The sequence below is a fragment of the Bradyrhizobium sp. HKCCYLRH2060 genome, assembly GCF_051168135.1.
Lineage (GTDB): Bacteria > Pseudomonadota > Alphaproteobacteria > Rhizobiales > Xanthobacteraceae > Bradyrhizobium.
Map to the genome: position 1 here is coordinate 57,328 of NZ_JBNPUK010000021.1, position 24,739 is coordinate 82,066.

Here is a 24,739-nt window from a genome sequence, read left to right on the forward strand (position 1 = left end):
GACAGGTGGCTGCCCCACCCAGCCCGAAAGACGCTCATGGATTACTTCCGCCGCTTCACCTTCCTGTTCGCCGCGCCCGTGTTCGAGACCGACGATCTCGCCGGCGTCCGCTTCAACCAGATCATTGAGGAGATCCAGCGCTCGGGCTTCGAGGTGGTGCGCGCCCGCAAGCTGGAGGACGCCGAGATCGCGGTGCAGACGGATGCCGCGATCGGCTGCATGGTCGTCGACTGGGGCAAGAAGGGACTGGAGGGCAAGACGGCGTCGCTGATCAATCTGATGCGCCGGCGCGGACTGGACTTCCCGATCATCCTCCTGATCCGCCGCAAGCGGTTCGAGGATCTGCCGGTCGAGGTGCTCGACTTCATCGACGGCTATGTCTTCCTGTCGGAGGAGACGCCCGCCTTCATCGCCAAGAACCTGATCAGCCGGCTGAAGCAATACGCGGAGACGCTGAAGACGCCGTTCTTCGGCACACTGGTCGACTATGCCGAGGAAGGCAACCAGCTCTGGACCTGTCCCGGACACAATGGCGGCGTGTTCTACAGCCGCAGCCCGATCGGCCGGATCTTCGTCGAGCATCTCGGCGAAGCCGTATTCCGCGACGACCTTGACAATTCCGTGCTCGATCTCGGTGATCTCCTGACCCATGAGGGACCGGCGCTGCGCGCGCAGAAGGAAGCGGCGCAAATCTTTGGCGCCGAGAAGACCTATTTCGTCCTCAACGGCACCTCGACCTCCAACAAGGTCGTGTTGGGCGCGCTGGTCACCGATGGTGACCTCGTGCTGTTCGACCGCAACAACCACAAGGCGGCCCATCATGGTGCGCTGCTCATCTCGGGCGGCGTCCCGATCTACGTCCCGACAGTTCGCAACCCCTGGGGCCTGATCGGCCCGATGCGCTGGGACCTGCTCGACGAGCAGCACCTGCGGCAACAAATCCGCGACAACCCGCTGGTGAAGGACCCCGACGCCTGGCGCAAGGAGCGGCCGTTCCGCGTCGCGGTGGTCGAGCAGTGCACCTATGACGGCACGATCCACAGCGCCGAGATGATCCTGAAGCGGATCGGCCACCTCTGCGACTACATCATGTTCGACGAGGCCTGGGCGGGGTTCATGAAGTTCCACCCGCTCTATGCCGGCCGCTTCGCCATGGGCCTCGGCGATCTCGGACCCGACGCACCAGGCATCATCGCCACGCAATCGACCCACAAGCAGCTCGCGAGCTTCTCCCAGGCCTCGCAGATCCACGTCAAGGACCGCCACATCAAGGGGCAGCGGCGGCGGATCGAGCATCGGCGCTTCAACGAGAGCTTCATGCAGCACGCCTCGACATCGCCGTTCTACCCGCTGTTCGCCTCGCTGGACGTCGGCGCGCAGATGATGAAGGGCCGCTCCGGCGAGGTGCTGTGGGACGACACGATCCGGCTCGGCATCGAATTGCGCAAGAAGATCCGGGCGATGCGCAGGGAATTCGAGGAGAAGGAGAAGGATCCGGCACGGCGCTGGTTCTTCGAGCCGTTCGTGCCGGATCGCGTCTCGATTCCCGATGCGGCCAATCCCGGAGCCAGCCACGATGTGGCCTGGGAGGCGATCTCGACCGACCAGCTCGCGACCGACGCGTCCCTCTGGCAGCTCGCGCCCGGGGCCGCATGGCACGGCTTTCCGGATCTCGCCGCCGGCTTCACCATGACCGATCCGAACAAGCTGACCCTGCTGACCCCAGGCTTTGATCGCGCCACCGGCGGCTATGCCGACCACGGCATCCCGGCGCCGATCGTCGCCCAATATCTGCGCGAGAACCGCATCGTGGCGGAGAAGAACGACCTCAACTCGCTGCTGTTCCTGCTGACGCCGGGTGTCGAGGCCAGCAAGGCCGGAACCCTGATCAGCGGCCTGGTTGCCTTCAAGCGGCTCCACGATGACAACGTGCTGCTGGAGGACGCCATTCCGGAGTTCACCCGGAAGCGCTTTGCGCGCTACGGCAAGCTGCGGCTGCGCGACCTCTGCGGCGAGATGCATCGGTTCTATCGCGAGGCCGAGGTGAGCGCGCTGCAGGCAAAGCAGTTCCAGCCGCAGCATTTGCCGGAGATCGCGATGTCGCCGCGCGAGGCAGCGCGTGCACTGATGCGCAACGAGGTCGATTACCTGCCGATCGACCAGATCGCCGGGCGCGTTGCGACGACGCCGTTCGTGGTCTATCCGCCGGGCATCGCCACCATCGTTCCGGGCGAGCGGCTCTCCGCGCGCGCCCAGCCGATGATCGATTACCTCAAGATGTTCGAGCGGGCGTTCAACGCCTATCCCGGCTTCGACGTCGAGATCCAGGGGCTGTACAAGGAGCTCGACGAGTCCGGCCGGATCCGGCTCCATACCTATGTCTGCGCAGAGTAATTCGAACCATGGACAGCACGATCACGGCTGGCGAGACCGAGCCGCCGGTCCTCGTCAGGCCGTCACGCGACGAGGACGTCGAGGCCATGCTCTCGATCTACCGGCGGCATGTCCGCCGCGGGGTCGAGGACAGCGCCCCCGGTTCCGGCGCGCCGGAGCCGGACGATCTCAAGCAGCGGCGCAAGAATCTGCGCAATCATCGCCTGCCGCATCTGGTTGCGACATTCCGCGGCGAGGTCGTGGGCTATGCCTATGTCGTCCTGTTCAGGAAGCGGCCGGCCTATCGGTTCGCGGTCAAGCATTCGATCTATGTCCACCATGAGCATCTCGGCCGTGGTGTCGGCCGGCTGCTGATGCAGGCGCTGATCGATGCGTCCGCCGCGGCGGGATATCGGCAGATGATCGGCTATATCGACGCCGACAACGTCGCCTCGCTCGGCATTCACGAACGCTTCGGATTCGCCAGAGTGGGGCTGCTGCCGGGCGTCGCCTACCGCTACGGCCGCTGGTGCGACACCGTGATGGTGCAGCGCTCGCTCGGCCCCGGGGCCCGCGATGCACCGGCTGGGCTGAGCCGCTGAGCCGCAGCTCAGGAGGGAAAGTCGGCCGCCTTCACCTCGATGCGGTCGGCGTGCAGCGACCAGTCGCGCAGCTCCTGCTGTTCGCAGAACCTGGACTTTGCGATTTCTGCGGCTTCGCCTTCGCTGTCGGCCTCAACCTCCAGCGTGCTCTGGCAAATCTCGCACTGGCGGCCATTCTCGCCCAGCACGTCCTTCAGGAAATGGATGACGTAGCGCGACATGCAACCTCCTGCCTCTCACGCAGTGATCGAGGAGATGTTAGCGCGCTTCTCCATCCGCTGTTGACCGATATCAAGCGGCCGCCGCAAATATTTGACGCAGCTCGTGGAACCGGCGCTCAGGCTCCGACCGAAGGCAGGCTTGCGGCGGCAATCGCGACGAACTGCGAGACGGCGCGACGGACGCGGCCGTGGGTCGACTTCAGGATGGCGTTCAGCCGGCGCATCGGACCAGTTTCCCTTCCGCGCCGAGCGAAAAAAATGGCCTAAGCTCATGGCGCCTCTGGAAAAATGATCAGCCGCCGCCGGGCTGTCGAGACGGCGCGGAAAATAGCAATGTCCACGTCGCCGCAGCCGCCCGGGAGAGAAGATTCATTACCACCCCGCGGCTTGCGACGCATGAAATCTTCTCCCCGCAACTCCCCCTCTCCCGGCTAGCCCGGCGCCAATCCGAACGCCTCGCGGAAACGGGCGCTGTAGCGCGGCCAGGCCTCGGGATTGATCAGGCGCGGCGGCCGGCCGCCGTCGAGCGCGGCGAGCAGTTGCTCGGCCGCGATCCGGCCCATGTTCTGCCGCGCCTCCCGCGTCACGCCGGCGGTGTGCGGGCTCGCCAGCACGTTGTCGAATTGGAGCAGCGGATGATCCGGCGGCGGCGGCTCCTTGGCCCAGACGTCGAGCCCAGCGCCGGCGATGCGCTTTTCGCTCAGAGCAGCGAACAGCGCCTCCTCATCGTGGATGAAGCCGCGGGCGGTGGTGACGAAATAGGCATGCGGCTGCATCAGCGCAAACTCCCGGGCGCCGATCATGCCGCGGCTGTCTCTCGTCAGCGGGCAGTTGATCGAGACGAAATCCGAGCGCCGCATCAGGTCATGGAGGTCCACCTTCTCCGCGCCGCGGGCCGCGATCTCCTCCGACGAGAGATAGGGGTCATAGGCCAGCACCGTCATGCCGAGGAGGCCGCGGCACAGCTCGGCAACCCGGCGGCCGACATTGCCAAGTCCGACGATGCCGATCGTCCGCCCCTGCACCTCGTTGCCGATCAGATCGTTGCGGTTGACGTCCGCCTCCCGGCGCAGCCGGCGGTCGGACTGGATGATGCGCTTCGACAGGGTCAGCATCATGCCGAGCGTGTGCTCCGCCACCGAATGGGCGTTGCCGCCGGACTGGTTCACGACCAGGACGCCGGCCGCGGTGCAGGCCTCGACATCGACGGGGTCGTATCCCGCCCCGTTGCTGGACACGATCAGCAGGTTGGGCGCGCGGCGCAGCAGGTTTGCATCGACATGGAAGCGCGGCGCGAGCTCGTCGCGGGCCGCCCCGATCTGGTAGGCGTGGGCCGCCGCGAGGATCGGCGCCATCTCGGCCTCGGAGCTCTCGTTCTCCAGCCGGTCGAGCCGGACGTCGGGGCGTGCGGCGAGCAGCTCGCTGAAGATCGGGTGCGCGAGATATTTGACGTAGAAGACGCGCTTGGAATTCGCGGCCATGAACAGGCGACCTCCTGGTATCTTGGTTCTTGATTTCGGACTTGAAAGGCGGATGCCTGACCGGCCGGGCCGGCATGTTGACAATCGTCCCGGTGCCGTCAAGCTCGGCACCAAACAGAGCCCCATCAGGGACGACCGGAGGAACAGCAATGGCCGCCGATGCCGACGCGGCGCGATCCGCAGCCGCTGTGCCGAATTGGCACGAGATCGTGCTGCAGACGTTCAAGCGCAACGACGTCGATCTCATCCCCTACGTTCCCGACCGCGTCCTGACGCCGCTGATCCGGAGCCTGCACGACGATCCGTTCTTCACGACGTTTGCGACCGCGCGCGAGGAGGAAGCGGTCGGCATTCTCGCCGGCGCCTGGATGGGCGGGCGGCGCGGCGCGCTCCTGATGCAGACCTCGGGCTTCGCGACCTTGCCCAACGTGCTGGCCTCGCTGGTCGTGCCCTGCCAGATCCCGCTCATCATGCTCGTGTCGGAGCGCGGCACGCTCGGCGAATTCAATGTCGGCCAGTCGCTGGTGTGCCGGACCATGCGGCCGGTGCTCGATGCGCTGGCGATGGAGCATCACACCATGACGCGGCTCGACGAGCTCGACTTCATCGTCGACCGCTCGATCAAGCAGGCGGTCGCGACGCAGGCGCCGGTGGCGCTGATCCTCTCCCCGCTGCTCACCGGCGGAAAGGTGTTCGCATGACCGCGCCGATCCTCAACACCAAGATCATGAACCGCCATGACCTTACCTGCCGGCTGGTTGCGAAGCTCAAGCATGAGGAAGCCGTCATCGGCGGCATCGGCAACACCAATTTCGATCTGTGGGCGGCGGGCCCGCGGCCGCAGAACTTCTACATGCTCGGCAGCATGGGGCTGGCCTGCCCGATCGCGCTCGGCGTCGCGCTGGCGCAGCCGCAGCGCCGGGTGTTCGCGCTCGAAGGCGACGGCTCGCTGCTGATGCAGCTCGGCTGCCTCGCCACGATTGCGACGCTGGCGCCGAAAAATTTGGCCATCATCGTCATGGACAACGGCGTCTACCAGATCACCGGCAGCCAGCCGACCTCGGCCCGGCAGGCCGACGTCGCAGCCATTGCCGCAGGATGCGGCATTCGCGCCAGCCATTGGGCCGCAGATGAGGAGGATTTCGAACGCCTCGTCGATCTGGCGCTGGGAACCGCCGGCCCGGTGCTGATCGCGGCCCGCATCGACGACAAGCCCGGCGTCGGCGCCACCCGGCGCGATCCCGCGCAGATTCGCGAGCGCTTCATGCAGGGGTTGGGCGTGCGGCAGCCGATCTGAAAAGCCCGGCGACGGCGCCGCGCGGTAAGATGAGACGCCATGAACCTCGACCCGCGCCGCGTTAACTACACTAGGGGCTCAAGCCGCTGTGAGCCCGGCCCACAGCCCGGATCGTGCTAAGCAGAGCTCATGAAGATCGTATTCCGCCTTTCGGCCTGGCTGCTCGCCGCAGCCGTCGCCTTCGCGACGCTGGGCCCGCCGAACTACCGGCCGCATTCCCATCTCGGACAGGACGGCGAGCACGCCCTCGCCTTCGTCCTGATCGGCCTGGCCTTCGGCCTCGCCTATCGCAGCCATCGGCTGCTGACCACAGGGATCGCGGTCATCCTGATCGGGGCGCTGGAGCTGGCGCAATTCCTGGCACCCGGGCGTCATGCGCGGCTGGAGGATTTCATCGTCGACGCCACCACCGCCTGCATCGGCTTCGGCCTGGCCGCCGCGCTCGACTGGCTCGCGCGCCAGATCCGCACCCAGACCACCTGAACGCAGAAAGGCCCCGCCACGGTTTGCGGCGGGGCCTTCCGGCGCGATGATGTCAGATCACTCGATGATCTTGATCACGCGGCGGGTGCGCGGATCGACGATCACGCGGCGATCGTTCACGACTGCGTAGCGATACTCGGTGTAGCGCGGCACCGGGCGCAGCTCGACGGTGGCGGGCAGCGGCTCGCCGACCACGACGCGCTCATGCACCACGACGGACGGCGCACGCTCGGCATCGATCGACGTGATCACGGCGTTCGGGATCTCCACCGCGGCACCAACGGCCGCACCGACCGTGCCGCCGACCATGGCGCCAACCGGACCGGCGACCGCGCCGCCAGCCGCCGCGCCGTTGGCGGCGCCTTCGACGGTGGTGGACTGGGCAAACGCGGCGGTCGATGCCAGCAGCGAGGTGGCGATCAGCGTAACAGCAAGACGGGTCCTCATCATTCTCTCCTCCAGTGCGTTCAAGGTGCCCGCTCAACACCGAGAGAACGCCCGCGGTTCCGGTTCCAAATGGCCGAAACTTCATCATTCCCTTGGGAACGGAAACCGAAGCTCCGCACCGGGACATGACAAAGATCGCTAGAGGTCTCTCCACGTTTCAAACAGCGGCGTAGGTTCGCGATCTCGCGGCGGATCACGCCCGAGTCCTGCGATCGATCGCCCTTCGATGAGATCGAGAGGGCGCAGGGAATGCCGGGTGAAGGCCTCACCCATGGCCCGCCTGCTGAAAAAATGCAGGCGGCAGGTACCACAGGCAAAGCCGATCAACCGGCATTCCCTGCGCGGCGGTCTTAACGCTTCCTTCGCGCTCTCCTCGGGGACCGGCTGATTGACCCCGTCGCTCGCGCGAGGGCAAGAGCCCTCGTCACGCGCTTGACCTCGGCACCGGGAGGCCAGGACCACACGACTTCGCGTCCGTGATGTGTCGTTCGTCCGCATGCGCAAGCACATGCTGCGACATCTCACGGCCACCGCATCCCTGCCCCACGTGTCGTGACGATCGCGCGCTACGCCCCTCTCGGCGGGACAGGATGGGTGCATCATGCATGATTTCTGAGAAAAAGAAAGGCCTTTCCGGAGCTGCCGATCGTCAGCGGACTATCAAGTTGATTCAGAAGCCGAATTTTTTGCGTGCGGATGCGACACCGCCTAGCGCCTGATGGCCCGCTCAGCCTAAAGCGCGCAAAGCTCCGGGACTGATTTGCCCGACGAGCAAGCGGTCGCTGTCAGCTCGGAGGACAATCGGGGCACTCGGGAAAGAGCACACTCGAGTGGCTTCCTGAATGTCAGCGCCGCGCGTGTCCGGCTCTAGGATGGAACCGGAGCAAGCCGTCCGATGGCCGCTTGACCCAAAGGCGAAGCGATCGCTTGGCATCTTTCGCCGTGCGGGACATTCGAAATAACCGCCCCAGAGACCGCTATTGCTGCTTTGTCTTACGCAGGTCGTTTCGAGTTGTCGTCACGACCGCAGACACTTTACCATGAAACTCCTGCTCCGCAGCTGTCATCGCCTCCGGAGCATAGGACTTGCCATGACTTGAATATGTATCAACGACAATCCGTCTGTTCTTACTACACCCTGCGAGGGCCTCTTGCTCGATCGCATCGATGGAGTCATCGGACGTTCGAGCCAATTGGCGAGCAGCGCCCTCGAGACAGAAGGAATAGGCGCGCACAGCCTGCTCTTCGAACGCCTTATCTGGATCAATCTTCAAGAGCTGCTCCGCCCGGTGCTGCAGATCGACAATCCAGGGGATCTCCTTGAAGAATGATCCTACGCGTCGTCAACGTAGGAGCGCTCATCTACGCGGTGCGCACCATCCAATGCGCGCTGCCGACAGACCGAAAACAAGTCATTCACAATGTCAGTTCTCGCGCTATCCCCCGCGCGCTTCAGTCTATCTGGACCATTGGCTGGACCGTTTGCGATGACGAAGCGGCGCAAAGCCGAGGGCATTTCCTGCTTCACGCAGTCGTGGAAATATTGCAGCTCGTCAGCAGCCCCCACGGGGCGCGGGTCGAGGAGCCCGAGAGCCATGGCCAAAATGCCGAGACTTGTAAGGTACGGCTGAGATGATCGGCTGAGCTTCATCGGGCTTCATTCCAATTTTCCATCAAGCTCCACTCATATTGACCTCAGATTGATAAGCCATGAAAATGATCGCATCGAAGATCCGCGATGATCGAGTCAGCTGTACGCCGACGGCCCGCCGCGCTCGTGCATCTGCAAGGAATAACCTCGTACTCTGGCTCATACCGCACCTTCAAATGGCAGCTGGGATGTCCGCCTGCCGGGGCAATCGGAAGCAAGTCATTGGACTACCGAAAGCATGTTTTGACCCGAGGCCGACTTCTAGCTCATTCAATCAAGTTTAACTTTCGGCCCGCCGATTGATTGACATAGGTGCTATAGCGTATTGTCGCATGTTCATCCTGTTACAACTCTGGATTATGATAGGAGCATCGGCCCTCGTATGGAGGACCGGCAAGCTGATCCGTGAAGAAAGGCAAATAGCCAACCGTGATCGAGCGTATTATCGGCGCAGTGACAGCGATCTTTTCAAGCTGATCTTGTATTTTATTCTTTGGTTTCTGACGGGGCTTGGACTGTTCATCCTGTGGCTTCATGTCACTCGCAGCGTCTAAGGACAACTCCCGCTTCAGGCCCGAGTCCGACTTCGAGACCTTCATGGCGGCCAAAAACAAGGACGAGAGTAGATGCGCAGGGTCTTTCTGCTTTGGCACAGCCGACCGCTCGAAGGCGGCATCGATGAGAACGATACCGATGACAAGCTCATCGGGGTCTACAGCAGCGCCGCCGAAGCAGAGTCCGCAAGACAGCGCAAACTTCAATTTGAAGGCTTTCGCGGCTATCCGGACGCCTTCCTTGTCGACGAATATCAGGTCGACAAGGATCGGTGGAGTGAAGGGTTCATCACGGAGCCGACCGCGAAGTGAACGTCGCACGATGCCGGTTTCTGGCCCGTCCCGGACCCTTCCGGGACGGCGCTGGCAACGTCCACTCTTGGGCTCCTCGGAATTAGGCGCCAGAATGCCTCAGGGCCACTTTGACCGGAAGCTGGACCAGCAAGGCTGGCTTTCATCAACTCTCAACCGTTGCGACGGAACATTCCGGACGGACACCGGTTCGCCCAAGTTCCAGCGCGTTTAAAGCCAAAGCGCGTTTTTCAGAGGGTCCCGCTGATGTCATCGTCCGATGTGGTCAGGAGCGCTCACGATCGCCGTCAACGACGGTTGCTGATCGTGCTGGCCCTGGGATTTGTCGCTTTTGGCGCCGCTGCAGCCGGCCTGTTCTACGTCTTGCAGCCCGAGACACTCCGGATCGCCGTCGGACCGGCGGCGAGCGACGACCATAAGGTGGTCCAGGCGATGGCCGACGCCTTCGGTGAGGAAAGCAGGACCGTCCGGCTCTCCCCGATCACGACCGGCGGAGCGGCGGAGTCACTGGCGCTGCTGGCCGCCGACAAGACCGATCTGGCGGTCGGCCGCGGTGACCTCGGCATGCCGCCCGATGCGCAAACACTGGCCGTCCTGCGCAAGAACTATGTCGTGCTGTGGTCGCCCTCCGGGCGACGCGGCAGCGAATCCAAGCATAAGGCCGGCGGCAAGATCGCCGATATCGCCCATCTGGCGGGTCACAAGGTCGGCATCATCGGAAGGACCGGAGCAAACGTGGCCGTGCTCCAGGCCATTCTGGAGGGATCCGGCGTGCCACCCGACAAGGTTGCCACCGCCCAATTCGGCACAGACGAGATCGAGAAGCTTGCGCAAGACCCCACCCTCGATGCGTATCTCGCCGTCGGTCCGCTCGACAGCAAGATCACGGTGGACGCGATCACCGCGACCTCCCGGGCACGCGGAGCGCCCACGTTTCTTCCGATCGAAGCATCGGAGGCCATTGCCCTGAAGCATCCGCGCTACGAGGCCGAGGAAATTCCAGCCAGCGTCTTCAACGCGAAACCGGCCTGGCCGGAGGACAAGGTCGACACGATCAGCGTCAATCACCTGATCCTGGCCAAGAAGGGGCTCTCCGAAGCCAAGGCGGCGGCCTTCTACCGGCAACTCTTCGCGGTCCGCGACACGATCACGCAAGGTCTCGCCGGCGCTTCGCACATCATGAAGCCCGATACCGAGAAGGAGACCGAACCATCGGTGCATCGCGGCGCCGCGGCGGTGATCAACGGCACTGAGCGAACCTTTCTGGACAAGTACAGCGACTACTTCTGGTTCGCCTTGCTCGTTCTGTCCGGCATCGGTTCGGCCGCCGAATGGCTGCGCCGCTATCTGAACCGGGATGAACTGGAGGACGACACCAGCGGCCGCAACCGCATTCTTGCGGCGGTCTCGGAAGTGCGCAATGCCGCGTCGGAAAACGATCTGCTGACCTGGCAGCGGGAGGTCGACGGGATCATCGCCGAGACCCTCAAGGGCTATGATGATGGCGCCATCGAACCGGAGGACTTGGCGGCATTCGGTCTCGTCGTTGAATTGTTCAATCATGCCATTGCCGAAAGGCGAACGACGCTGCACGGCGATCCCACCGATCAACCACGAACGGTGGGTAACCCTCGGCTCTCTTCGATAGGCGCGCCCGGCCAATGACGCCTCATCGGCGCCTTGGGTTGCGGCGAAGCGCTGCAAGTTCCAGCCCCATTGGACGCCCGATCTGATAGCCATCAGAATGCGAGCCTCCCGCCTTGATATGCTCGGCGGGATAGTCCCAAGGTCAGGCCGAAGCCGAGGCAGCAGGCGCCTGCCCGAAGGCTGCTTTTGACCTGCACGGCCGTCCATCGTCCCCGCTATTCGGCTTCAACATAGCGAATGATGCTCTGGTTCTGAACGTTTGCGACCAGCTCGTCGGCGCGCGACAAGAGCCGGCGGAGCAAGGGCGACTGGTTTGACCGATTGTATCCCAGGGCCAAATCGACCGTCGGGGTGCCGCCCTCGAGCGCCCGCGCGACGACGTTGGGGGCGAGCATGTTCTGCGCATAGAGCGGAACGAGGCTGATGCCGCCGGTCGATGCCACCAGCGACATGGCGGACGATATGTTCTCGCCTGCGTACTTTGCCTCCAGGGTGATGCCGACCCTGGAGGCATAGTCCTGGATGACCTCCTGCAACACGGGGGAGGTTCGCGCCGAACTGACATAGATTTCGCGGGCGAGATCCTGCGGCCGAATCTTCTTGCGCGAGGCCAGACGATGATCGGCGGGCAGCACCGCGATCAACGGCTCCTTCGCCAGCACTTTGAAGACGACACCCTCGTTGTCTTTCTCGGGACGGAGAAAGGCGATGTCCAGCTTCCCCCGCATCAATGCAAGCGCGAGCTCCGGCGAGGATTGCGTGCTGAGCGTGACGTCGACGTCCGGGGCTTCCTCGCGCAGGATGCGCAAGAGTTGCGGCAGCCACATGACCTCCAGCCCAACGAGGAATCCCATCGAGAGGAGAGGCTTTTGCGGGCGAGCCGTCTGCCGGGCCCCCTCGGTCGCCGCCTCGACCTGAAGCAGCGCCAATCGCGCGTGATCGAGAAACACGCGTCCGGCGGAGGTCAGCGTCACGCCGCGGGCCTGGCGCTCCAACAGCGGAACGCCGACTTCGGATTCGAGATCGCGGATCTGCCGGCTGAGCGATGGCTGCGAGGTGTTCAGTCGCCGCTGGGCAGCGGTCAGCAGGCTGCCTTCTTCAGCGACGGCAACGAAATAGCGCAGATGCCTGAGCTCCATGCCCCCTCGTATATCTTCCGAGCATAGCTCGAAGCTTACAAGGTCTTGGTCATCGGCAAAAGATGAGATCTACCGTCGCGCCGTCTGCAACCCAAAATGGGACAAGAAACATTGTCGACGCCGAAGCCCAGCATCGTCTTCTGTCATGGCCTTTGGGCCGAGCAGGAGCAGAAGCTGGTCTGGGCAACCCACTATCCGCCGGCCGCCGACCTGCTCGAGCAGCAAGATCTCGACGCGGTCGCCTGGAGATCGAAGCCGAGCTGGTACATTCTCGCCAAGAACGACCAGACCGTGCACCCCGATCTGCAGCGGTTTCTTTCCAAGCGCATGAAGGCGACCGTGATCGAGGCCGACAGCAGCCATGTCGCCATGCTGTCGCAGCCCGACCTCGTCATCGAGGCCATTCGCAAGGCTTCCGCTGCCGTTTGAGACCGTCGGCCGAACTGAGGTTCATCTCACTCGCGAAGGGAGATGCCGTTGGCCGGAGCGCATCTCCCTTCCGCTGGTCTCCGGGCAAGGACCGCGCGGCCCCGGCACGCGATCCGGCGCACACCAGCCGCCAGTCAATCGATGATGCCCGGACCCTCTGCCATCGCCCGCGCAACGCCCTCCTTCATCTTGGTCAGCACATCCGGTGCGTGCCCCTGCCAATCGACGACCTCGGCAACGACCCGCAGCGGCGCGCGGGATCGATAGGACTTTGTCGGATTGCCCGGGTACTTCTTGTCCGTCAGGTTCGGGTCGTCGACGATCGGTCCCGTGGGCTCCACGACATAGATCCGCTCACGTCCGCTGCCGGCGGCCAGCTCGGCTCCCCAGATCGCCGCGTCCAGCGTGGCTGCGAAGTAGACCCAGGACAGCGGCTCCGCCTCGGTGAAATTGGAGGGATGGCCGACAGCGACGAGATCGCCCGGCCGCAGATCGGCGCGTGTGCCGCGGAAGAACGATTGCGCAAACACGGTCGCGACAGACGACATCAGTGACCTCGGAAGAGACTACGCTTTCGCGAAGCATGACAGCGGGAGCCAAACCAGAGCGCCTGGGCTTTTGACCTGAACAGATATTTGCTTTCATCGAATGGCCGAGTACAATCAGGAAATGTCTCCGATCGTCATCACAATTGCCAGGGGCTCGCTGATCGTCGTCTTTCTGGCCGCCTTCTTCACGGCGATGTGGGCCGACTGGCGCATGATGAAGCGAATGCTTGGATCCGGGTACTCAATCTTCAATCCAATGTCTGCCTTCGCGGCGTGGAAGAGTTTGTACTTCCCTCTATTTCTAGCGTCGATTCTCGTGGCGGCTGGCGCCGGAGTGGCACTTAAAGCGTTGGAATGAGGCTGTCCCCTCGCTGACGCCGCGGTCTTTGACTCGTATCAAGCTCGCCATGTCGGCTCGATCAGAGATCCACGCGACGTCCGCGATATCGGCGAACGACCGGAGCAGCCGATGTCGTCGGCAGCGGGCTCCGGTAAACGAAGCGCGCAGATCACGGTGCTCGCGCCTGCAGCGACTTGCGGTTGGATTGCGCGACGAAACCCGCAAAAAACCTCACGGCCAGACAGGGACGCCGTCCAGGCCTGCGGTCTCCGGCAGGCCGCAGAGCAGGTTCGCGTTCTGCACGGCCTGACCGGCCGCGCCCTTGCCGAGATTGTCGACCACGCCCATCGCGATCACCAGATTGCGCTCGGGATCGGCCGCATAACTGACGAAAGCGAGGTTCGAGCCGGTCGCCCATTTGGTCTGCGGCGGTTTGTCAGTCACACGGACGAAGGCCCTGTTGGCATAGAAGCGCCGGGCCGCGTCCAGGCACTGCTCCGTGGTGGCGCGGCCGCGGCAGTAGATGGTGGCGAGGATGCCGCGGGTCATCGGCACCAGATGCGGCGTGAACACCAGGCCGGCGGCGCTGCCGCCGCTCAGCCGGGCGATCGTCCGTTCGATCTCCGGCATGTGGACGTGCTTCAGCAGACCGTAGGGCACCAGGTTCTCGTTGCTCTCGGCGTAGCCGAAACCGGAGCCGCCGCCCCGGCCGGCGCCGGAGATGCCGGTCTTGGCGTCGATCACGATGTTGCCGGGCTCGATCAATTTGTCGGCCAGCAGGGGCGCCAGCGCGGTCAAGGTCGCTGCGGGGAAGCAGCCGGGATTGGCGACGCGGGTCCGCCCCTCGATATCGGCCGGCCAGACGTCGGCGAGGCCATACGACCAGCCCTCGACGTAGCGGTGGTCGCCGCCGATGTCGACGATCTTCACCTCCTTCGGCACGCGCGCCAGCGCCTCGGCCGAGGTGCCCGTGGGCAGCGAGGCGAACAGCACGTCGAGCTTCGGCAGCGTGGCCGGATCCCACTTCTCGATCACCAGCCCGGCCAGCCGCGCCGGCACGCCCGGAAAGCGGTCGACCAGCCGGCTGCCGGCGCTGCCCTCGCCCGCGGCGTAGACCAGTTCGAACGAGGGGTGGCCCGCGATCAGGCGCATCGCCTCGCCGCCGCCAAAACCGGAGATGCCGACAATGCCGACGCGAATGGTCATCGTGGTGTCCTCGTGCTGCCGCGGCGGCTGGCGCCGCGAGCGCGCGTTGCATGAGCGACAGCAAATTGCGTAGGTCGCAGGGCCTGTCAAGCACACTCCGAGACGGCGGCGACGTGAGCAGCAAGCGCGGCGCGGCGAAACGGACGACTGGCCGCCTGTGCATGGTCACCGCCCCAACATGCCCGCACCTCCCGTGCGGCAGCCCCTCACCTCAACCCTCTCCCCGTGAAGAACGGGGAGCGCATTGTGCTCCGGGGCCGGCGTTCGCTGCTCTTGGGACATAGCGGCGCATCGCTGTCGGAAATCGCTTACGAACAATGCGCACCAGGCGACGCTCAGTCGGCCGGAACGATCGCCCGGTCCGTCATCCACCCCAGCCCGTCCGCGGTCGTCGTCAGCGGCTTGTACTCGCAGCCGATCCAGCCGGAATAGCCGATGGCGTCGAGGTGGCGGAACAGGAAGGGGTAGTTGATCTCGCCGGTGCCGGGCTCGTGGCGGCCAGGGTTGTCGGCGAGCTGGATGTGGGCGATGCGGGCGAGATGCTTCTGCATGGTGCGGGCGAGATCACCTTCCATGATCTGCATGTGGTAGATGTCGTACTGCACGAACAGATTGTCGGACTCGACATCTGAGATCAGCTGCAGCGCCTGGGCCGTGCGGTTGAGGAAGAAGCCGGGGATGTCGGGCGTGTTGATGGGCTCGATCAGCAGCTTGATGCCCTGCGCCTTCAGCGCTATCGCGGCAAAGCGCAAATTGCGCACCAGCACCTGGTTGAGCTCGCGCGGATCGGCATCGTCGGGCGCGATGCCGACGAGGCAGTTGAGCTGACGGCAGTCGAGCGCCCGCGCATACTCGATCGCGCGGCGCACGCCGTCGCGGAAATCGTCGACACGATCGGGCAAGATCGCGATGCCGCGCTCGCCGGCCGCCCAGTTGCCGGCGGGCAGATTGTGCAGCACCTGGGTCAGGCCGTGGCGCGCGAGCTGCTCGCGCAGCTCGGCCTTGTCGAACTCGTAGGGGAACAGATATTCGACGCCGCTGAAGCCGGCGGCCTTGGCGGCGGCGAAGCGCTCCATGAACGGCAGCTCGTTGAACAGCATCGTGAGGTTGGCGGCAAAGCGCGGCATGGCGTGATCCTCGATAGGAGCGATGGCTGCGGTCAGGCCGGCTGCAAGGTGCGGGCCGGCTCCGCCGGCGTCTCGTCCACCGGAAGATCGAGCACCTCCTCGAACTCCACGACATTGTCGATCTCGGTACCCATCGCGATGTTGGTGACGCGCTCGAGCACGAACTCGACCACGACGGGCACCTGGTACTCCGCCATCCATTCGCGCGCGGTCGCGAACGCCGCCTGGGCGTCGCGCGGATCGGTGACGCGGATCGCCTTGCAGCCGAGCCCTTGCGCGACCGCGACATGATCGACGCCGTAGCCGCCGACCTCCGGCGCGTTGATGTTCTCGAACGACAGCTGCACCTGGTAGTCCATCGAGAAGCCGCGCTGCGCCTGGCGGATCAGGCCGAGATAGGCGTTGTTCACGACGACGTGGATGTAGGGCAAATTGAACTGGGCGCCGACCGCGAGCTCCTCGATCAGGAACTGGAAGTCGTAGTCGCCCGACAGCGCGACGATCTCGCGCTTGGGATCGGCAGCGCGGACGCCGAGCGCGGCCGGCAGGGTCCAGCCGAGCGGGCCCGCCTGCCCGGCATTGATCCAGTGGCGCGGATGGTTGACGCTGAGGAACTGCGCGCCGCCGATCTGCGACAGGCCGATGACGCTGACATAGCAGGTGTCGCGGCCGAACGCCTTGTTCATCTCGTGATAGACGCGCTGCGGCTTGATTGGCACCTGGTCGAAATCGCTGCGCCGGAGCATCGTACGCTTGCGGTCCTGACATGCGGCCGGCCACGCCTGCCGCTCGCGCAATTTGCCGGCCTTTCGCCACTCGCGTGCGACCGTGATGAACATCTCCAGCGCGGCCTTGGCATCGGAGACGATGCCGAGGTCGGGATTGAAGACGCGGCCGATCTGGGTCGGCTCGATGTCGACATGCACGAAGCTGCGGCCCTTGGTGTAGGTCTCGAGCGATCCCGTATGGCGGTTGGCCCAGCGGTTGCCGATGCCGAGCACGAAATCGGACTCCAGGAAATTGGCATTGCCGTAGCGATGGCTGGTCTGCAGGCCGACCATGCCGGCCATCAGCACATGATCGTCGGGAATGGCGCCCCACCCCATCAGGGTCGGCACGACCGGCACGTTGACGGTCTCGGCGAAGGTGACGAGGAGATCGCTGGCGTCGGCGTTGATGACGCCGCCGCCAGCGACGATCAGCGGGCGCTCGGCCGCATTGAGCATCTCCAGCGCCTTCTCGATCTGCTTGCGGCTCGCCGCGGGCTTGTAGACCGGCAGCGGCGTATAGGTCTCGTCGTCGAACTCGATCTCGGCGAGCTGCACGTCGAGCGGCAGGTCGATCAGCACCGGTCCGGGCCGGCCCGAGCGCATGATGTGGAAGGCCTGGCTGAACACGCGCGGCACGAGGCCAGGCTCGCGCACCGTCACCGCCCATTTCGTCACGGGCTTGGCGATCTGCTCGATGTCGACAGCCTGGAAATCCTCCTTGTAGAGCCTGGCGCGCGGCGCCTGGCCGGTGATGCAGAGGATCGGAATCGAATCCGCGATCGCCGAATACAGCCCGGTGATCATGTCGGTGCCGGCCGGCCCCGAGGTGCCGATGCACACGCCGATATTGCCGGCCCTGGCGCGGGTGTAGCCCTCGGCCATGTGCGAGGCGCCCTCGACGTGACGGGCGAGAATGTGGCGGATCGAGCCGCGGCGTTGCAGCGCGGAATACAGCGGATTGATCGCCGCCCCGGGAACGCCGAAGGCGCAGGTGACGCCCTCCTTCTCCAAGATCCGCACCGCAGCATCGATCGCCCGCATCTTCGCCATCTCGCGCCTCCCGCTTGTTTGATGCGCGAGCTTCGCTGCTGCGGGCTGCGATCTCAATTCAGTCGTCGATTTTTCCCACGATGCGGCACGCTCGGCAAAACACCGGCGGCCTCAATTAGTTAGGACAGAACGACACTGACATGTCCTAACAGGATGAGACGCGAGTAGTTATTCGAACAGCGGCGCTAGTTCCATCTGCGGCACGAGCACGAGGCCCTTGTCGGTGATGCGAATTTCCGGAATGACCGATAGAGGAATCAAATTGAAGCCCATGTAGGGAATGGTGCAGCCGGCTTCCGCCCACTCTTTCTTCAACAGCTTTACCTCCTCGGCGACCTCGGTGACGCGCTTGTCCGACAAGAGTCCCGCGATCGGCAAGGGAACCATCGCCCTCACCTCGCCGTCGGCGACCACGCAGACGCCGCCCTGGTGCTGGCCGATCGCGGCGACCGCGGCCTGCATGTCCGCCTCGTTGGTGCCGGCGACGATGATATTGTGGCTGTCATGGCCGACGCTGGAGGCGACGGCGCCGCGCTTCAGGCCAAAGTCCTTCAACAGGCCATGCGCGACGTTCCCCGCCGACTTGCCGTGGCGCTCGATCACGGCGACGAAGCAGAGACCATGGCGCGCGAACAGCGTCTCCCAATCGTTGGCCGGCTCGATCGCGACCTTGTCGTGGATCAACGTGATGCCCGGCAGCGCCGTCTTGATCGCGTTGACGGTGCAGGCCTTGGTGGGAAGCTGCGGCGTCAGCGTCATCTGCGCCGGCAGCTTCACGGTCGCATAGGCCGCCTTCGGATATTGATAGCGCTGCGACAGCGCCTGATCGAGCCGCGCGGTGATCTTGCCCTTGTCGACGACGAGCTCGCCGCCATACCAGGTCGATTGCGGCTTCAGGCCGTCGTCGAGCAGCACGAGGTCGGCGCGGCGGCCGCCGCCGAGGCCGCCGATCTCGCCGTCCACGGCAAAGCGCGTCGCGCCGTGCAGCGAGCCCATCGACCAGGCCTGCTCCGGCGACATCCCCGCCTTGACCGCCTCGCGCACCACCCAGTCCAGGCCGAACAGCATGAGATCGTCGGCATCGCGGTCGTCGGTGCAGACGGCGGTGCGCTTGTGCGACGCGCCGAGCTCGGTGATGGTGCGGATCGCCTGCGGCAGGCTGTGCCACGGCGTGGTCGGTGGCCCACCGCGCAAAAAAATCCAGACGCCGGCATCGAGCAGATCGTCGGCGATGTCGCGGTCGATCGCCTCATGGGTATCGGTGACGCCGCTCGCGGCATAGGCCGCGACGAACTCGCGGCCATAGACATGGCCCGACACCGGCCGCCCGCGCTGCAAAGCCGCTGCAAGGATGGCGTGGCTGCGCTCGTCGCCCATGCAGACCGGCACGAAATCCATCTTCTCGCCGAGCGCCACCGCCTCCGGCCAGCGGTCGAACAGGCCGGCGATCTTGTCCGGCGTGAGATCGCCGCCGGCGGTTTCCAACGCGGCCGACGTGGCCGGCACCGTCGAGGGCACGGTGAGGAAGATCGACAGCGGCGCCTGCCGCGCATCCTCCAGCATCGCCTCGACGCCGGCGACATCCATCACATTGCCGATCTCGTGGCTGTCGCAGAAGATCGTCGTGGTGCCGTTGAGCAGCGCCGCCTCGGCATAGGCGCAAGCCGTCACCATCGAGGATTCGATGTGGATGTGCGGATCGACCAGCCCCGGCGCGATGATGCCGCCGGCGGCGTCGTAGACCGCAAAGCCGCTGGGAAGTGACTTGTGCGCACCCGCCGGCTTCACCGCCGCGACGCGTCCGCCGGTGATCCAGAGCTCGCGGTTGGGGAGAATGCGCTCCGAATAGGTCGACAGCACCCGCGCGCCTGTGATCACGAGATCGGGCGCGACCCGGCCCGAGGCGACGTCGGCCAGCCGCCGCGTCATGCTGTGCAGGGGGGCGACAGAGAAGCGGGTGAGTTTGGTCATGGCACAACTCGCTGGACGTGTTCGGGGGATCCGCCACGATCGTTGCGCGCGATGCGCAAGACGGCAAGCCCAAATAGGTCGGCGCAGCTGACTACGGCTTGGGCAGCGAAGCTGGCTGCCGATCTCCCGCTTCAGCGGCAGCGCGGCGCCACGGTCGCTTTGCAGCCATCCGTCGCAGCGACCGCCTGCGGCAGGTCTGATGACGAGGCGTGCTCGGGCAATCGGACTGCGCGAAAGCTCTCCGCCTGCTGATGCCCATGCAAGCTCGGTCGCCCGCAGGCGCAGGACGATGACAAGGACTGACCTGCAGCGTTCTTCTTCCGGTTGATAGAGATCAAAACCACACTTTGGATTCTAGTGTTATTTTGTCGAGACCAGAGCGCGTTCGGCGACCGCTCGGACGAGCGCCTGCCGAGGAGGCGTCCATGCGCAACACCATCTTGATCCTGGCCTGTTCCATTCTCGCCGCGAGCGCCACAGGGTCCGCAGCGCGCGCCGGCATGATCGCGCATTACGAATGCACGGTGGTCGGCTTCCCCTTTCCCGAGCCGGTCGGCGATCGACCCGATCACAACCTCCTGACGGTCGAATATTCCTGCCTCGGCACCGACGGCGTGCTGAAGGGCGCTGTGTATACGGCCTCGAACACGGTCGAGTGGGATGGTGCCAAAGGAACGTTCTTGATCGGCGGCGGCGTCCACCGCATCCCCGGCGGGCGCGCGGTGACGCAGGCGACCGAAGGGACCGCATCGCCGGTGATGCGGGACGGCAAGCCGGTGGGCAACGAGACCTCCGGAACAGGCATCATCAAATTCGCATCGGGCTCGCTGGCGGCGTTGGCCGGCAAGACGATCCATTTCGTGACCAAGCCCATCAGCCCGATCCGCTTCACCATCGATTTCACCGACTGACCTGACTCAGTCTCGCTCGGACCACATCGCGATGCGTGGACCGGCCATCCCGCCACAGCGGCTGGTTTCCCCTTGTCGGCTGCTGCGCCGATCTCGCACGCATCTGCCGCTGTTGCTGCATCACTCCGCAAGGTCAGCCGCTGGCTTGGGACCGCCCAGCGCCACCGTCAGCTCCGCCGCAATATCCCGCACCATGCCCCCGACCACAGGCACCCGCTCCTCGGTCAGCCGGCTCGCCAGGCCGGACACCGAAATCGCCGCCAGCGGCTCGCGGCAGGAATCGTGAACGACGGCGGCGATGCAGCGCAGGCCGAGGCGGGCTTCCTCGTCGTCGACGGCGTAGCCCTGGCGGCGGATGGTCTCCAACTCGCGGAACAGGTCGCTGGCGCGGATGATGGATTTCTCGGTCAGGCGCGGCATGCCCTGGCGGTGAATGATGCCGTTCACATCCTCGTCGGAATAGGTCGCAAGCACCGCCTTGCCCATGCCGGAGGCGACCATGGCGAGGCGGCCGCCGACCTTGGTCAGCGAGCGCATGATCTCGCGGCTGTCGAGCCGCAGCAGCACCATCAGCGATTCATCATCGACGACGGCGAGATTGGCGGTTTCGCGCGACTGATCACGCAAGCGCCGCAGATAGGGAATGGCGAGCGCGACGAAATTGCGCCGGCGGGTGAAGGTCGCGCCGACCGCAAAGCTCTGCGCGCCAACGTGCCATTTCGATTCCATGCGGTCGAACTGGACGAAGCGGCGCTTCTCCAGGGTCGTCAGCAGGCGATGAACGGTCGACGTGGATAGCCCGGCCCGCACGGCGAGATCACTGAGGCGATAGCCTTCGTCGTCCTCGGCGAGAATTTCCAGGATCTGCAGGGCACGGCCGACGGATTGCACGCCGCCGTCGCGGGGCTCGGCCGCAGCATCCGCGCGTGGCTCGATCGTCTTGCGACGGATCACGTGGCGCCTCTCTGCGCGGCCATTACAGGCGGCGTCGTTGCAGGACGGACGGATCTTGCTTGGTCACGCTAGCAAAGAAAGTGCCGCCCCGGCGAGACGCCGGAGCGGCATTCGCATCACTATGACTTAGAGCAGGCCCGCGCCGCGCGCCCACTTGTACTTGGCGCCGAGCACCTCGACCGGCAGCTCGGTCGAATAGGCGTAGGCCGGGATGCCGTTCTGGTAGAGATATTCGGCGGCTTCCTCGACCTCGACGTCGCCGGCGAGCGAGGCGACGATCGGCTTGACGAAGCCCTTGGCCTCCATCTCCTTCTTCACCTCGACCATGTTGCGCGCGAACACCATCGGCGGCGTCACGATCGTGTGCCAGTAGCCGAGGATCAGCGCGTGGATGCGGTCGTCCGACAGGCCGAGCTTGACCGTGTTCACATAGGTGATCGGCGGCTCGCCGCCGGTGATGTCGACCGGATTGCCGGCGGCACCGAACGGCGGGATGAACTTGCGGAAGGCGGCATCGAGGTCGGCCGGCATGGCCATCAGCGACATGCCATTGTCGACGACGGAGTCGGACAGCAGCACGCCCGAGCCTCCCGCACCGGTGATGATGACGACGTTCTCACCCTTCGGCGTCGGCAGCACCGGCACGCCGCGGGCGAACTCGAGCAGCTGGCGCAGCGAGCGGGCGCGGATCACGCCGGACTGCTTCAGCACGTCCTCATAGATCTTGTCGTTGCCGGCGAGCGCGCCGGTATGCGACGAGGCGGCCTTGGCGCCGGCCGAGGTGCGGCCGGCCTTGAGCACGATGACCGGCTTCTTCTTGGAGACGCGCTTGGCGGCTTCGGCGAAGGCGCGGCCGTCCTTGAGGTCCTCGCAGTGCTGCGCGATCAGGTTCGTGTTCGGATCCTGCTCGAAGAAGGCGAGCAGATCGTCCTCGTCGATGTCCGACTTGTTGCCGAGGCCGACGATCGCCGACACGCCCATCTTGGCCGAGCGCGAGAAGCCGATGATCGCCATGCCGATGCCGCCCGACTGCGACGACAGCGCGGCGTGGCCCTTGACGTCATAGGCGGTGCAGAAGGTCGCGCAAAGATTGGCCGGCGTGTAGTAGAAGCCGTAGATGTTCGGGCCCATCAGGCGGATGTTGTACTTGTTGCCGACCTCGACGATCTCGGCCTGCAGCTCCGGCGCGCCGGCTTCGGCGAAGCCCGACGGGATCAGCACCGCGCCCGGAATCTTCTTCTCGCCGCACTCGGTCAGCGCCGCGGCCACGAACTTCGCGGGGATCGCGAACACCGCGGTGTCGATCACGCCGGGCACGTCCTTGACGCTCTTGTAGGCCTTGTAGCCGAGGATCTCGGAGGCCTTCGGGTGGATCGGATAGATCTCGCCCTTGTAGCCGCCGTTGATCAGGTTCTTCATCACGGAGTTGCCGATCTTGCCGTCCTCGGCGGAGGCACCGATCACGGCGACCGCGGAAGGCTTCATGATGCGGTTCATCGCGGTGACGATTTCCTCGTTCGAGCGCGGCGCCGGACGGGGCTTGTAGTCGAAATCGACGACGATCCGGACGTCGGCGGCGATGGCGCCGGTCTTGGTGGCGAACACCGGGTTGAGGTCGAGCTCGACGATCTCAGGGAAATCGCTGACCAGCTGCGACACCTTGACGATGACGTCCGACAGCGCCTCGCGGCTGACTGGATCGCCGCCGCGCACGCCCTTGAGCATCTCATGGGCCTGGATGCCGTCGAGCATCGACAGCGCATCCTCCTTGGTCGCGGGGGCGAGACGGAATGTCACATCCTTGAGAACTTCGACCAGCACGCCGCCCAGGCCGAAGGCCACCAGCTTGCCGAACGAGCCGTCGGTGATCGAACCGACGATCACCTCGGTACCGCCGGTCAGCATCTGCTGGACCTGGATGCCTTCGATCTTGGCGTCGGCCTTGTACTTCTTCGCATTCGCGAGAATGGTCTCATACGCCTTCTGCGCGTCGTCAGCGGTCTTGACGCCGACGATGACGCCACCGGCTTCCGTCTTGTGCAGAATGTCCGGCGAGACGATTTTCATGACGACCGGAAAACCCATATCTCCCGCGAGCTTGGCCGCCTCGGCGGCTGACTTCGCCAATCCCTCCTTCGGCACCGGAATGCCGTAGGCATCGCAGACGATCTTGCCTTCGGGCGCGGTCAGGCTGGTGCGTTTATCCGCCTTCACACGATCGAGAACGTCTCGGATCGTAGCCTTGGCATTCGGGATGGCGTCAGACATCGGGGCTTCCTCCTGGGGATTGCTCGTCGTTTATGGCATTTGGTATGCCAGAAGCAAACTTTGTCAAGCGCGACGAAGATGTGGAAACGCTGAAAAAGCACGCAGCTTGACAGTCTGGCATCTGGTATGCCAAAAATCTTGGACGCAAAATGCTGTAAACAAGCATCTCCCAAGGAGAGGAGATCGGTCTTGTCTACAGAGAAAACAAACAAGGCATTGCCCATCATGGCCGAGGCCGACATCGCGATCGCTCGCATCGCCCCGGAGACGAGCTTCAAGAATAAGGCCTACGAGGCCTTGAAAGAAGCCATTCTGAAGATGGACATCTACGCCTCGCCCGAGCCCGTGATGCTCGACGAGCGCGCGCTCTCCGAGCGCCTCGGTGTCAGCCGCACGCCGATCCGCGAAGCGATCGCGATGCTCGAGCAGGACGGCTTCGTGAAGACCGTGCCGCGCCGTGGCATCGTCGTCGTCCGCAGGACGAAGAGCGAGATCGTCGACATGATCCGCGCCTGGGCGGCGCTGGAGAGCATGGCCGCGCGGCTCATCACCACGATCGCGCGCAAGAAGGACATCAGCGCGCTGCGCGACTACTTCAAGGACTTCGGCAAGGATCGCCCGCCGCAGGAGCACATCGAGGAATATTCCAAGGCGAACATCGCGTTTCATCAGGCGCTGATCTCGCTGTCGGAATCGCCGGTGCTCGTCGACATGACCAACGACATCCTGCTGCACGTGCGCGGCTATCGCCAGCTCACGATCGGGCGCACCGACCGTATCGCGGCCTCCCTGCCCGAGCATCTCGCGATCATCGAGGCGCTGGAGGAACGCAACACCGAGCTCGCCGAGAAGCGCGCGCGGGATCACACGCTGGGCCTTGCGAGCTATGTCGAGACGCACGGCCAGGAACTATTCAGCTGACGGGTTCAAACAGAAGAAGTCGCCGCAAAGCGCCTTC

General features: G+C 64.7%; 22 protein-coding genes and 1 pseudogene. 12 read left to right on the forward strand and 11 right to left on the reverse strand.

The features are described 5' to 3' along the window. The first annotated feature begins 36 nt into the window (after positions 1-36). Positions 37-2,394, forward strand: coding sequence for an Orn/Lys/Arg decarboxylase N-terminal domain-containing protein (locus ACQR10_RS29580; RefSeq protein WP_316218493.1), 2,358 nt, complete (start codon positions 37-39; stop codon positions 2,392-2,394). 8 nt (positions 2,395-2,402) lie between these two features. After that, on the forward strand, positions 2,403-2,975 hold the full coding sequence (locus ACQR10_RS29585; protein WP_315805116.1) for a GNAT family N-acetyltransferase: 573 nt from the start codon (positions 2,403-2,405) through the stop codon (positions 2,973-2,975). An 8-nt stretch (positions 2,976-2,983) separates the two neighbouring features. On the opposite strand, the gene ACQR10_RS29590 is transcribed toward ACQR10_RS29585, so the two are convergent. Both ACQR10_RS29590 and ACQR10_RS29595 read right to left on the reverse strand, forming a co-directional pair. Then, positions 2,984-3,196, reverse strand: a complete 213-nt coding sequence (locus tag ACQR10_RS29590; RefSeq protein WP_315805115.1) for a hypothetical protein — start codon at positions 3,194-3,196, stop codon at positions 2,984-2,986. A gap of 431 nt (positions 3,197-3,627) precedes the next feature. Beyond that, positions 3,628-4,677, reverse strand: coding sequence for a hydroxyacid dehydrogenase (locus ACQR10_RS29595; protein WP_316218494.1), 1,050 nt, complete (start codon positions 4,675-4,677; stop codon positions 3,628-3,630). Between the two features lie 149 nt (positions 4,678-4,826). Between ACQR10_RS29595 and ACQR10_RS29600 the strand changes: the two genes are divergently transcribed. The 3 genes from ACQR10_RS29600 to ACQR10_RS29610 all read left to right on the forward strand — a co-directional run bounded on the left by ACQR10_RS29600 (position 4,827) and on the right by ACQR10_RS29610 (position 6,457). After that, positions 4,827-5,378, forward strand: coding sequence for a thiamine pyrophosphate-binding protein (locus ACQR10_RS29600; RefSeq protein ID WP_316218495.1), 552 nt, complete (start codon positions 4,827-4,829; stop codon positions 5,376-5,378). Next, complete coding sequence (locus ACQR10_RS29605) at positions 5,375-5,974, forward strand: thiamine pyrophosphate-dependent enzyme (RefSeq protein ID WP_315805112.1); 600 nt, start codon at positions 5,375-5,377, stop codon at positions 5,972-5,974. The genes ACQR10_RS29600 and ACQR10_RS29605 overlap by 4 nt, the downstream gene beginning before the upstream one ends. 129 nt (positions 5,975-6,103) lie before the next feature. After that, positions 6,104-6,457, forward strand: a complete 354-nt coding sequence (locus tag ACQR10_RS29610; protein WP_316218496.1) for a VanZ family protein — start codon at positions 6,104-6,106, stop codon at positions 6,455-6,457. A gap of 57 nt (positions 6,458-6,514) precedes the next feature. On the opposite strand, the gene ACQR10_RS29615 is transcribed toward ACQR10_RS29610, so the two are convergent. Beyond that, a complete protein-coding gene (locus tag ACQR10_RS29615; protein WP_316182757.1) occupies positions 6,515-6,904 on the reverse strand; it encodes a DUF1236 domain-containing protein in 390 nt (129 codons plus the stop codon). A 1,151-nt stretch (positions 6,905-8,055) separates the two neighbouring features. On the opposite strand from ACQR10_RS29615, the gene ACQR10_RS29620 reads away from it, so the two are divergent. The 3 genes from ACQR10_RS29620 to ACQR10_RS29630 all read left to right on the forward strand — a co-directional run bounded on the left by ACQR10_RS29620 (position 8,056) and on the right by ACQR10_RS29630 (position 11,086). Then, on the forward strand, positions 8,056-8,235 hold the full coding sequence (locus tag ACQR10_RS29620; RefSeq protein ID WP_434912165.1) for a hypothetical protein: 180 nt from the start codon (positions 8,056-8,058) through the stop codon (positions 8,233-8,235). 946 nt (positions 8,236-9,181) lie between these two features. Then, entirely contained in the window at positions 9,182-9,421 is a 240-nt protein-coding gene (locus ACQR10_RS29625) for a DUF7336 domain-containing protein (RefSeq protein ID WP_316218498.1), read from the forward strand. Positions 9,422-9,667: 246 nt separating this feature from the next. Then, entirely contained in the window at positions 9,668-11,086 is a 1,419-nt protein-coding gene (locus tag ACQR10_RS29630; protein ID WP_434912166.1) for a TRAP transporter substrate-binding protein, read from the forward strand. A 197-nt stretch (positions 11,087-11,283) separates the two neighbouring features. On the opposite strand, the gene ACQR10_RS29635 is transcribed toward ACQR10_RS29630, so the two are convergent. Next, complete coding sequence (locus tag ACQR10_RS29635; protein WP_434912167.1) at positions 11,284-12,207, reverse strand: LysR substrate-binding domain-containing protein; 924 nt, start codon at positions 12,205-12,207, stop codon at positions 11,284-11,286. 156 nt (positions 12,208-12,363) lie between these two features. Here ACQR10_RS29635 and ACQR10_RS29640 point away from each other — a divergent pair. Beyond that, a pseudogene (locus ACQR10_RS29640) lies at positions 12,364-12,636 on the forward strand (alpha/beta fold hydrolase); the annotation flags it as partial. A 134-nt stretch (positions 12,637-12,770) separates the two neighbouring features. On the opposite strand, the gene arr reads toward ACQR10_RS29640, so the two are convergent. After that, the gene (gene arr, locus ACQR10_RS29645) at positions 12,771-13,184 is read right to left on the reverse strand and encodes an NAD(+)--rifampin ADP-ribosyltransferase (RefSeq protein WP_434912168.1); all 414 of its coding nucleotides are present in this window, start codon (positions 13,182-13,184) and stop codon (positions 12,771-12,773) included. A gap of 100 nt (positions 13,185-13,284) precedes the next feature. Here arr and ACQR10_RS29650 point away from each other — a divergent pair, with 100 nt between their 5' ends. Beyond that, a complete protein-coding gene (locus tag ACQR10_RS29650; RefSeq protein ID WP_434912169.1) occupies positions 13,285-13,542 on the forward strand; it encodes a hypothetical protein in 258 nt (85 codons plus the stop codon). Positions 13,543-13,755: 213 nt separating this feature from the next. Here ACQR10_RS29650 and argC read toward each other — a convergent pair whose 3' ends face one another. The 4 genes from argC to ACQR10_RS29670 form a co-directional block, all read right to left on the reverse strand. Then, a complete protein-coding gene (gene argC / locus ACQR10_RS29655) occupies positions 13,756-14,730 on the reverse strand; it encodes an N-acetyl-gamma-glutamyl-phosphate reductase (protein WP_434912170.1) in 975 nt (324 codons plus the stop codon). Positions 14,731-15,065: 335 nt separating this feature from the next. Next, positions 15,066-15,857 (reverse strand): hydroxypyruvate isomerase, encoded by a 792-nt coding sequence (gene hyi, locus ACQR10_RS29660; protein ID WP_434912171.1) that lies wholly within the window; start codon positions 15,855-15,857, stop codon positions 15,066-15,068. A gap of 32 nt (positions 15,858-15,889) precedes the next feature. Further along, a complete protein-coding gene (gene gcl, locus ACQR10_RS29665; RefSeq protein ID WP_434912172.1) occupies positions 15,890-17,677 on the reverse strand; it encodes a glyoxylate carboligase in 1,788 nt (595 codons plus the stop codon). Between the two features lie 168 nt (positions 17,678-17,845). Then, positions 17,846-19,648: an adenine deaminase gene (locus tag ACQR10_RS29670; protein WP_434912173.1), complete on the reverse strand. Its 1,803-nt coding sequence runs from the start codon at positions 19,646-19,648 to the stop codon at positions 17,846-17,848. Between the two features lie 425 nt (positions 19,649-20,073). On the opposite strand from ACQR10_RS29670, the gene ACQR10_RS29675 reads away from it, so the two are divergent. After that, positions 20,074-20,559, forward strand: a complete 486-nt coding sequence (locus ACQR10_RS29675; protein ID WP_316182750.1) for a hypothetical protein — start codon at positions 20,074-20,076, stop codon at positions 20,557-20,559. Positions 20,560-20,679: 120 nt separating this feature from the next. Here the strand turns inward: ACQR10_RS29675 and ACQR10_RS29680 are convergent, their stop codons facing one another. Next, positions 20,680-21,513, reverse strand: a complete 834-nt coding sequence (locus ACQR10_RS29680; protein ID WP_316218507.1) for an IclR family transcriptional regulator — start codon at positions 21,511-21,513, stop codon at positions 20,680-20,682. Positions 21,514-21,639: 126 nt separating this feature from the next. Then, positions 21,640-23,781 (reverse strand): acetate--CoA ligase family protein, encoded by a 2,142-nt coding sequence (locus tag ACQR10_RS29685; RefSeq protein WP_316218508.1) that lies wholly within the window; start codon positions 23,779-23,781, stop codon positions 21,640-21,642. 225 nt (positions 23,782-24,006) lie between these two features. On the opposite strand from ACQR10_RS29685, the gene ACQR10_RS29690 reads away from it, so the two are divergent. Then, complete coding sequence (locus ACQR10_RS29690; protein WP_409997984.1) at positions 24,007-24,702, forward strand: GntR family transcriptional regulator; 696 nt, start codon at positions 24,007-24,009, stop codon at positions 24,700-24,702. Positions 24,703-24,739 lie beyond the last annotated feature (37 nt).

Excerpts from the sequence above, each read along its gene's own strand:
- ACQR10_RS29600 (WP_316218495.1), top strand. The coding sequence starts at position 4,827 with ATGGCCGCCGATGCCGACGCGGCGCGATCCGCAGCCGCTGTGCCGAAT.
- ACQR10_RS29610 (WP_316218496.1), top strand. The coding sequence starts at position 6,104 with ATGAAGATCGTATTCCGCCTTTCGGCCTGGCTGCTCGCCGCAGCCGTC.
- ACQR10_RS29590 (WP_315805115.1), bottom strand. The coding sequence starts at position 3,196 with ATGTCGCGCTACGTCATCCATTTCCTGAAGGACGTGCTGGGCGAGAAT.
- ACQR10_RS29670 (WP_434912173.1), bottom strand. The coding sequence starts at position 19,648 with ATGACCAAACTCACCCGCTTCTCTGTCGCCCCCCTGCACAGCATGACG.
- ACQR10_RS29630 (WP_434912166.1), top strand. The coding sequence starts at position 9,668 with ATGTCATCGTCCGATGTGGTCAGGAGCGCTCACGATCGCCGTCAACGA.
- ACQR10_RS29585 (WP_315805116.1), top strand. The coding sequence starts at position 2,403 with ATGGACAGCACGATCACGGCTGGCGAGACCGAGCCGCCGGTCCTCGTC.
- arr (WP_434912168.1), bottom strand. The coding sequence starts at position 13,184 with ATGTCGTCTGTCGCGACCGTGTTTGCGCAATCGTTCTTCCGCGGCACA.
- ACQR10_RS29635 (WP_434912167.1), bottom strand. The coding sequence starts at position 12,207 with ATGGAGCTCAGGCATCTGCGCTATTTCGTTGCCGTCGCTGAAGAAGGC.
- ACQR10_RS29625 (WP_316218498.1), top strand. The coding sequence starts at position 9,182 with ATGCGCAGGGTCTTTCTGCTTTGGCACAGCCGACCGCTCGAAGGCGGC.
- ACQR10_RS29685 (WP_316218508.1), bottom strand. The coding sequence starts at position 23,781 with ATGTCTGACGCCATCCCGAATGCCAAGGCTACGATCCGAGACGTTCTC.
- argC (WP_434912170.1), bottom strand. The coding sequence starts at position 14,730 with ATGACCATTCGCGTCGGCATTGTCGGCATCTCCGGTTTTGGCGGCGGC.
- ACQR10_RS29580 (WP_316218493.1), top strand. The coding sequence starts at position 37 with ATGGATTACTTCCGCCGCTTCACCTTCCTGTTCGCCGCGCCCGTGTTC.
- ACQR10_RS29690 (WP_409997984.1), top strand. The coding sequence starts at position 24,007 with ATGGCCGAGGCCGACATCGCGATCGCTCGCATCGCCCCGGAGACGAGC.
- hyi (WP_434912171.1), bottom strand. The coding sequence starts at position 15,857 with ATGCCGCGCTTTGCCGCCAACCTCACGATGCTGTTCAACGAGCTGCCG.
- ACQR10_RS29605 (WP_315805112.1), top strand. The coding sequence starts at position 5,375 with ATGACCGCGCCGATCCTCAACACCAAGATCATGAACCGCCATGACCTT.
- ACQR10_RS29595 (WP_316218494.1), bottom strand. The coding sequence starts at position 4,677 with ATGGCCGCGAATTCCAAGCGCGTCTTCTACGTCAAATATCTCGCGCAC.
- gcl (WP_434912172.1), bottom strand. The coding sequence starts at position 17,677 with ATGGCGAAGATGCGGGCGATCGATGCTGCGGTGCGGATCTTGGAGAAG.
- ACQR10_RS29675 (WP_316182750.1), top strand. The coding sequence starts at position 20,074 with ATGCGCAACACCATCTTGATCCTGGCCTGTTCCATTCTCGCCGCGAGC.
- ACQR10_RS29615 (WP_316182757.1), bottom strand. The coding sequence starts at position 6,904 with ATGAGGACCCGTCTTGCTGTTACGCTGATCGCCACCTCGCTGCTGGCA.
- ACQR10_RS29650 (WP_434912169.1), top strand. The coding sequence starts at position 13,285 with ATGGCCGAGTACAATCAGGAAATGTCTCCGATCGTCATCACAATTGCC.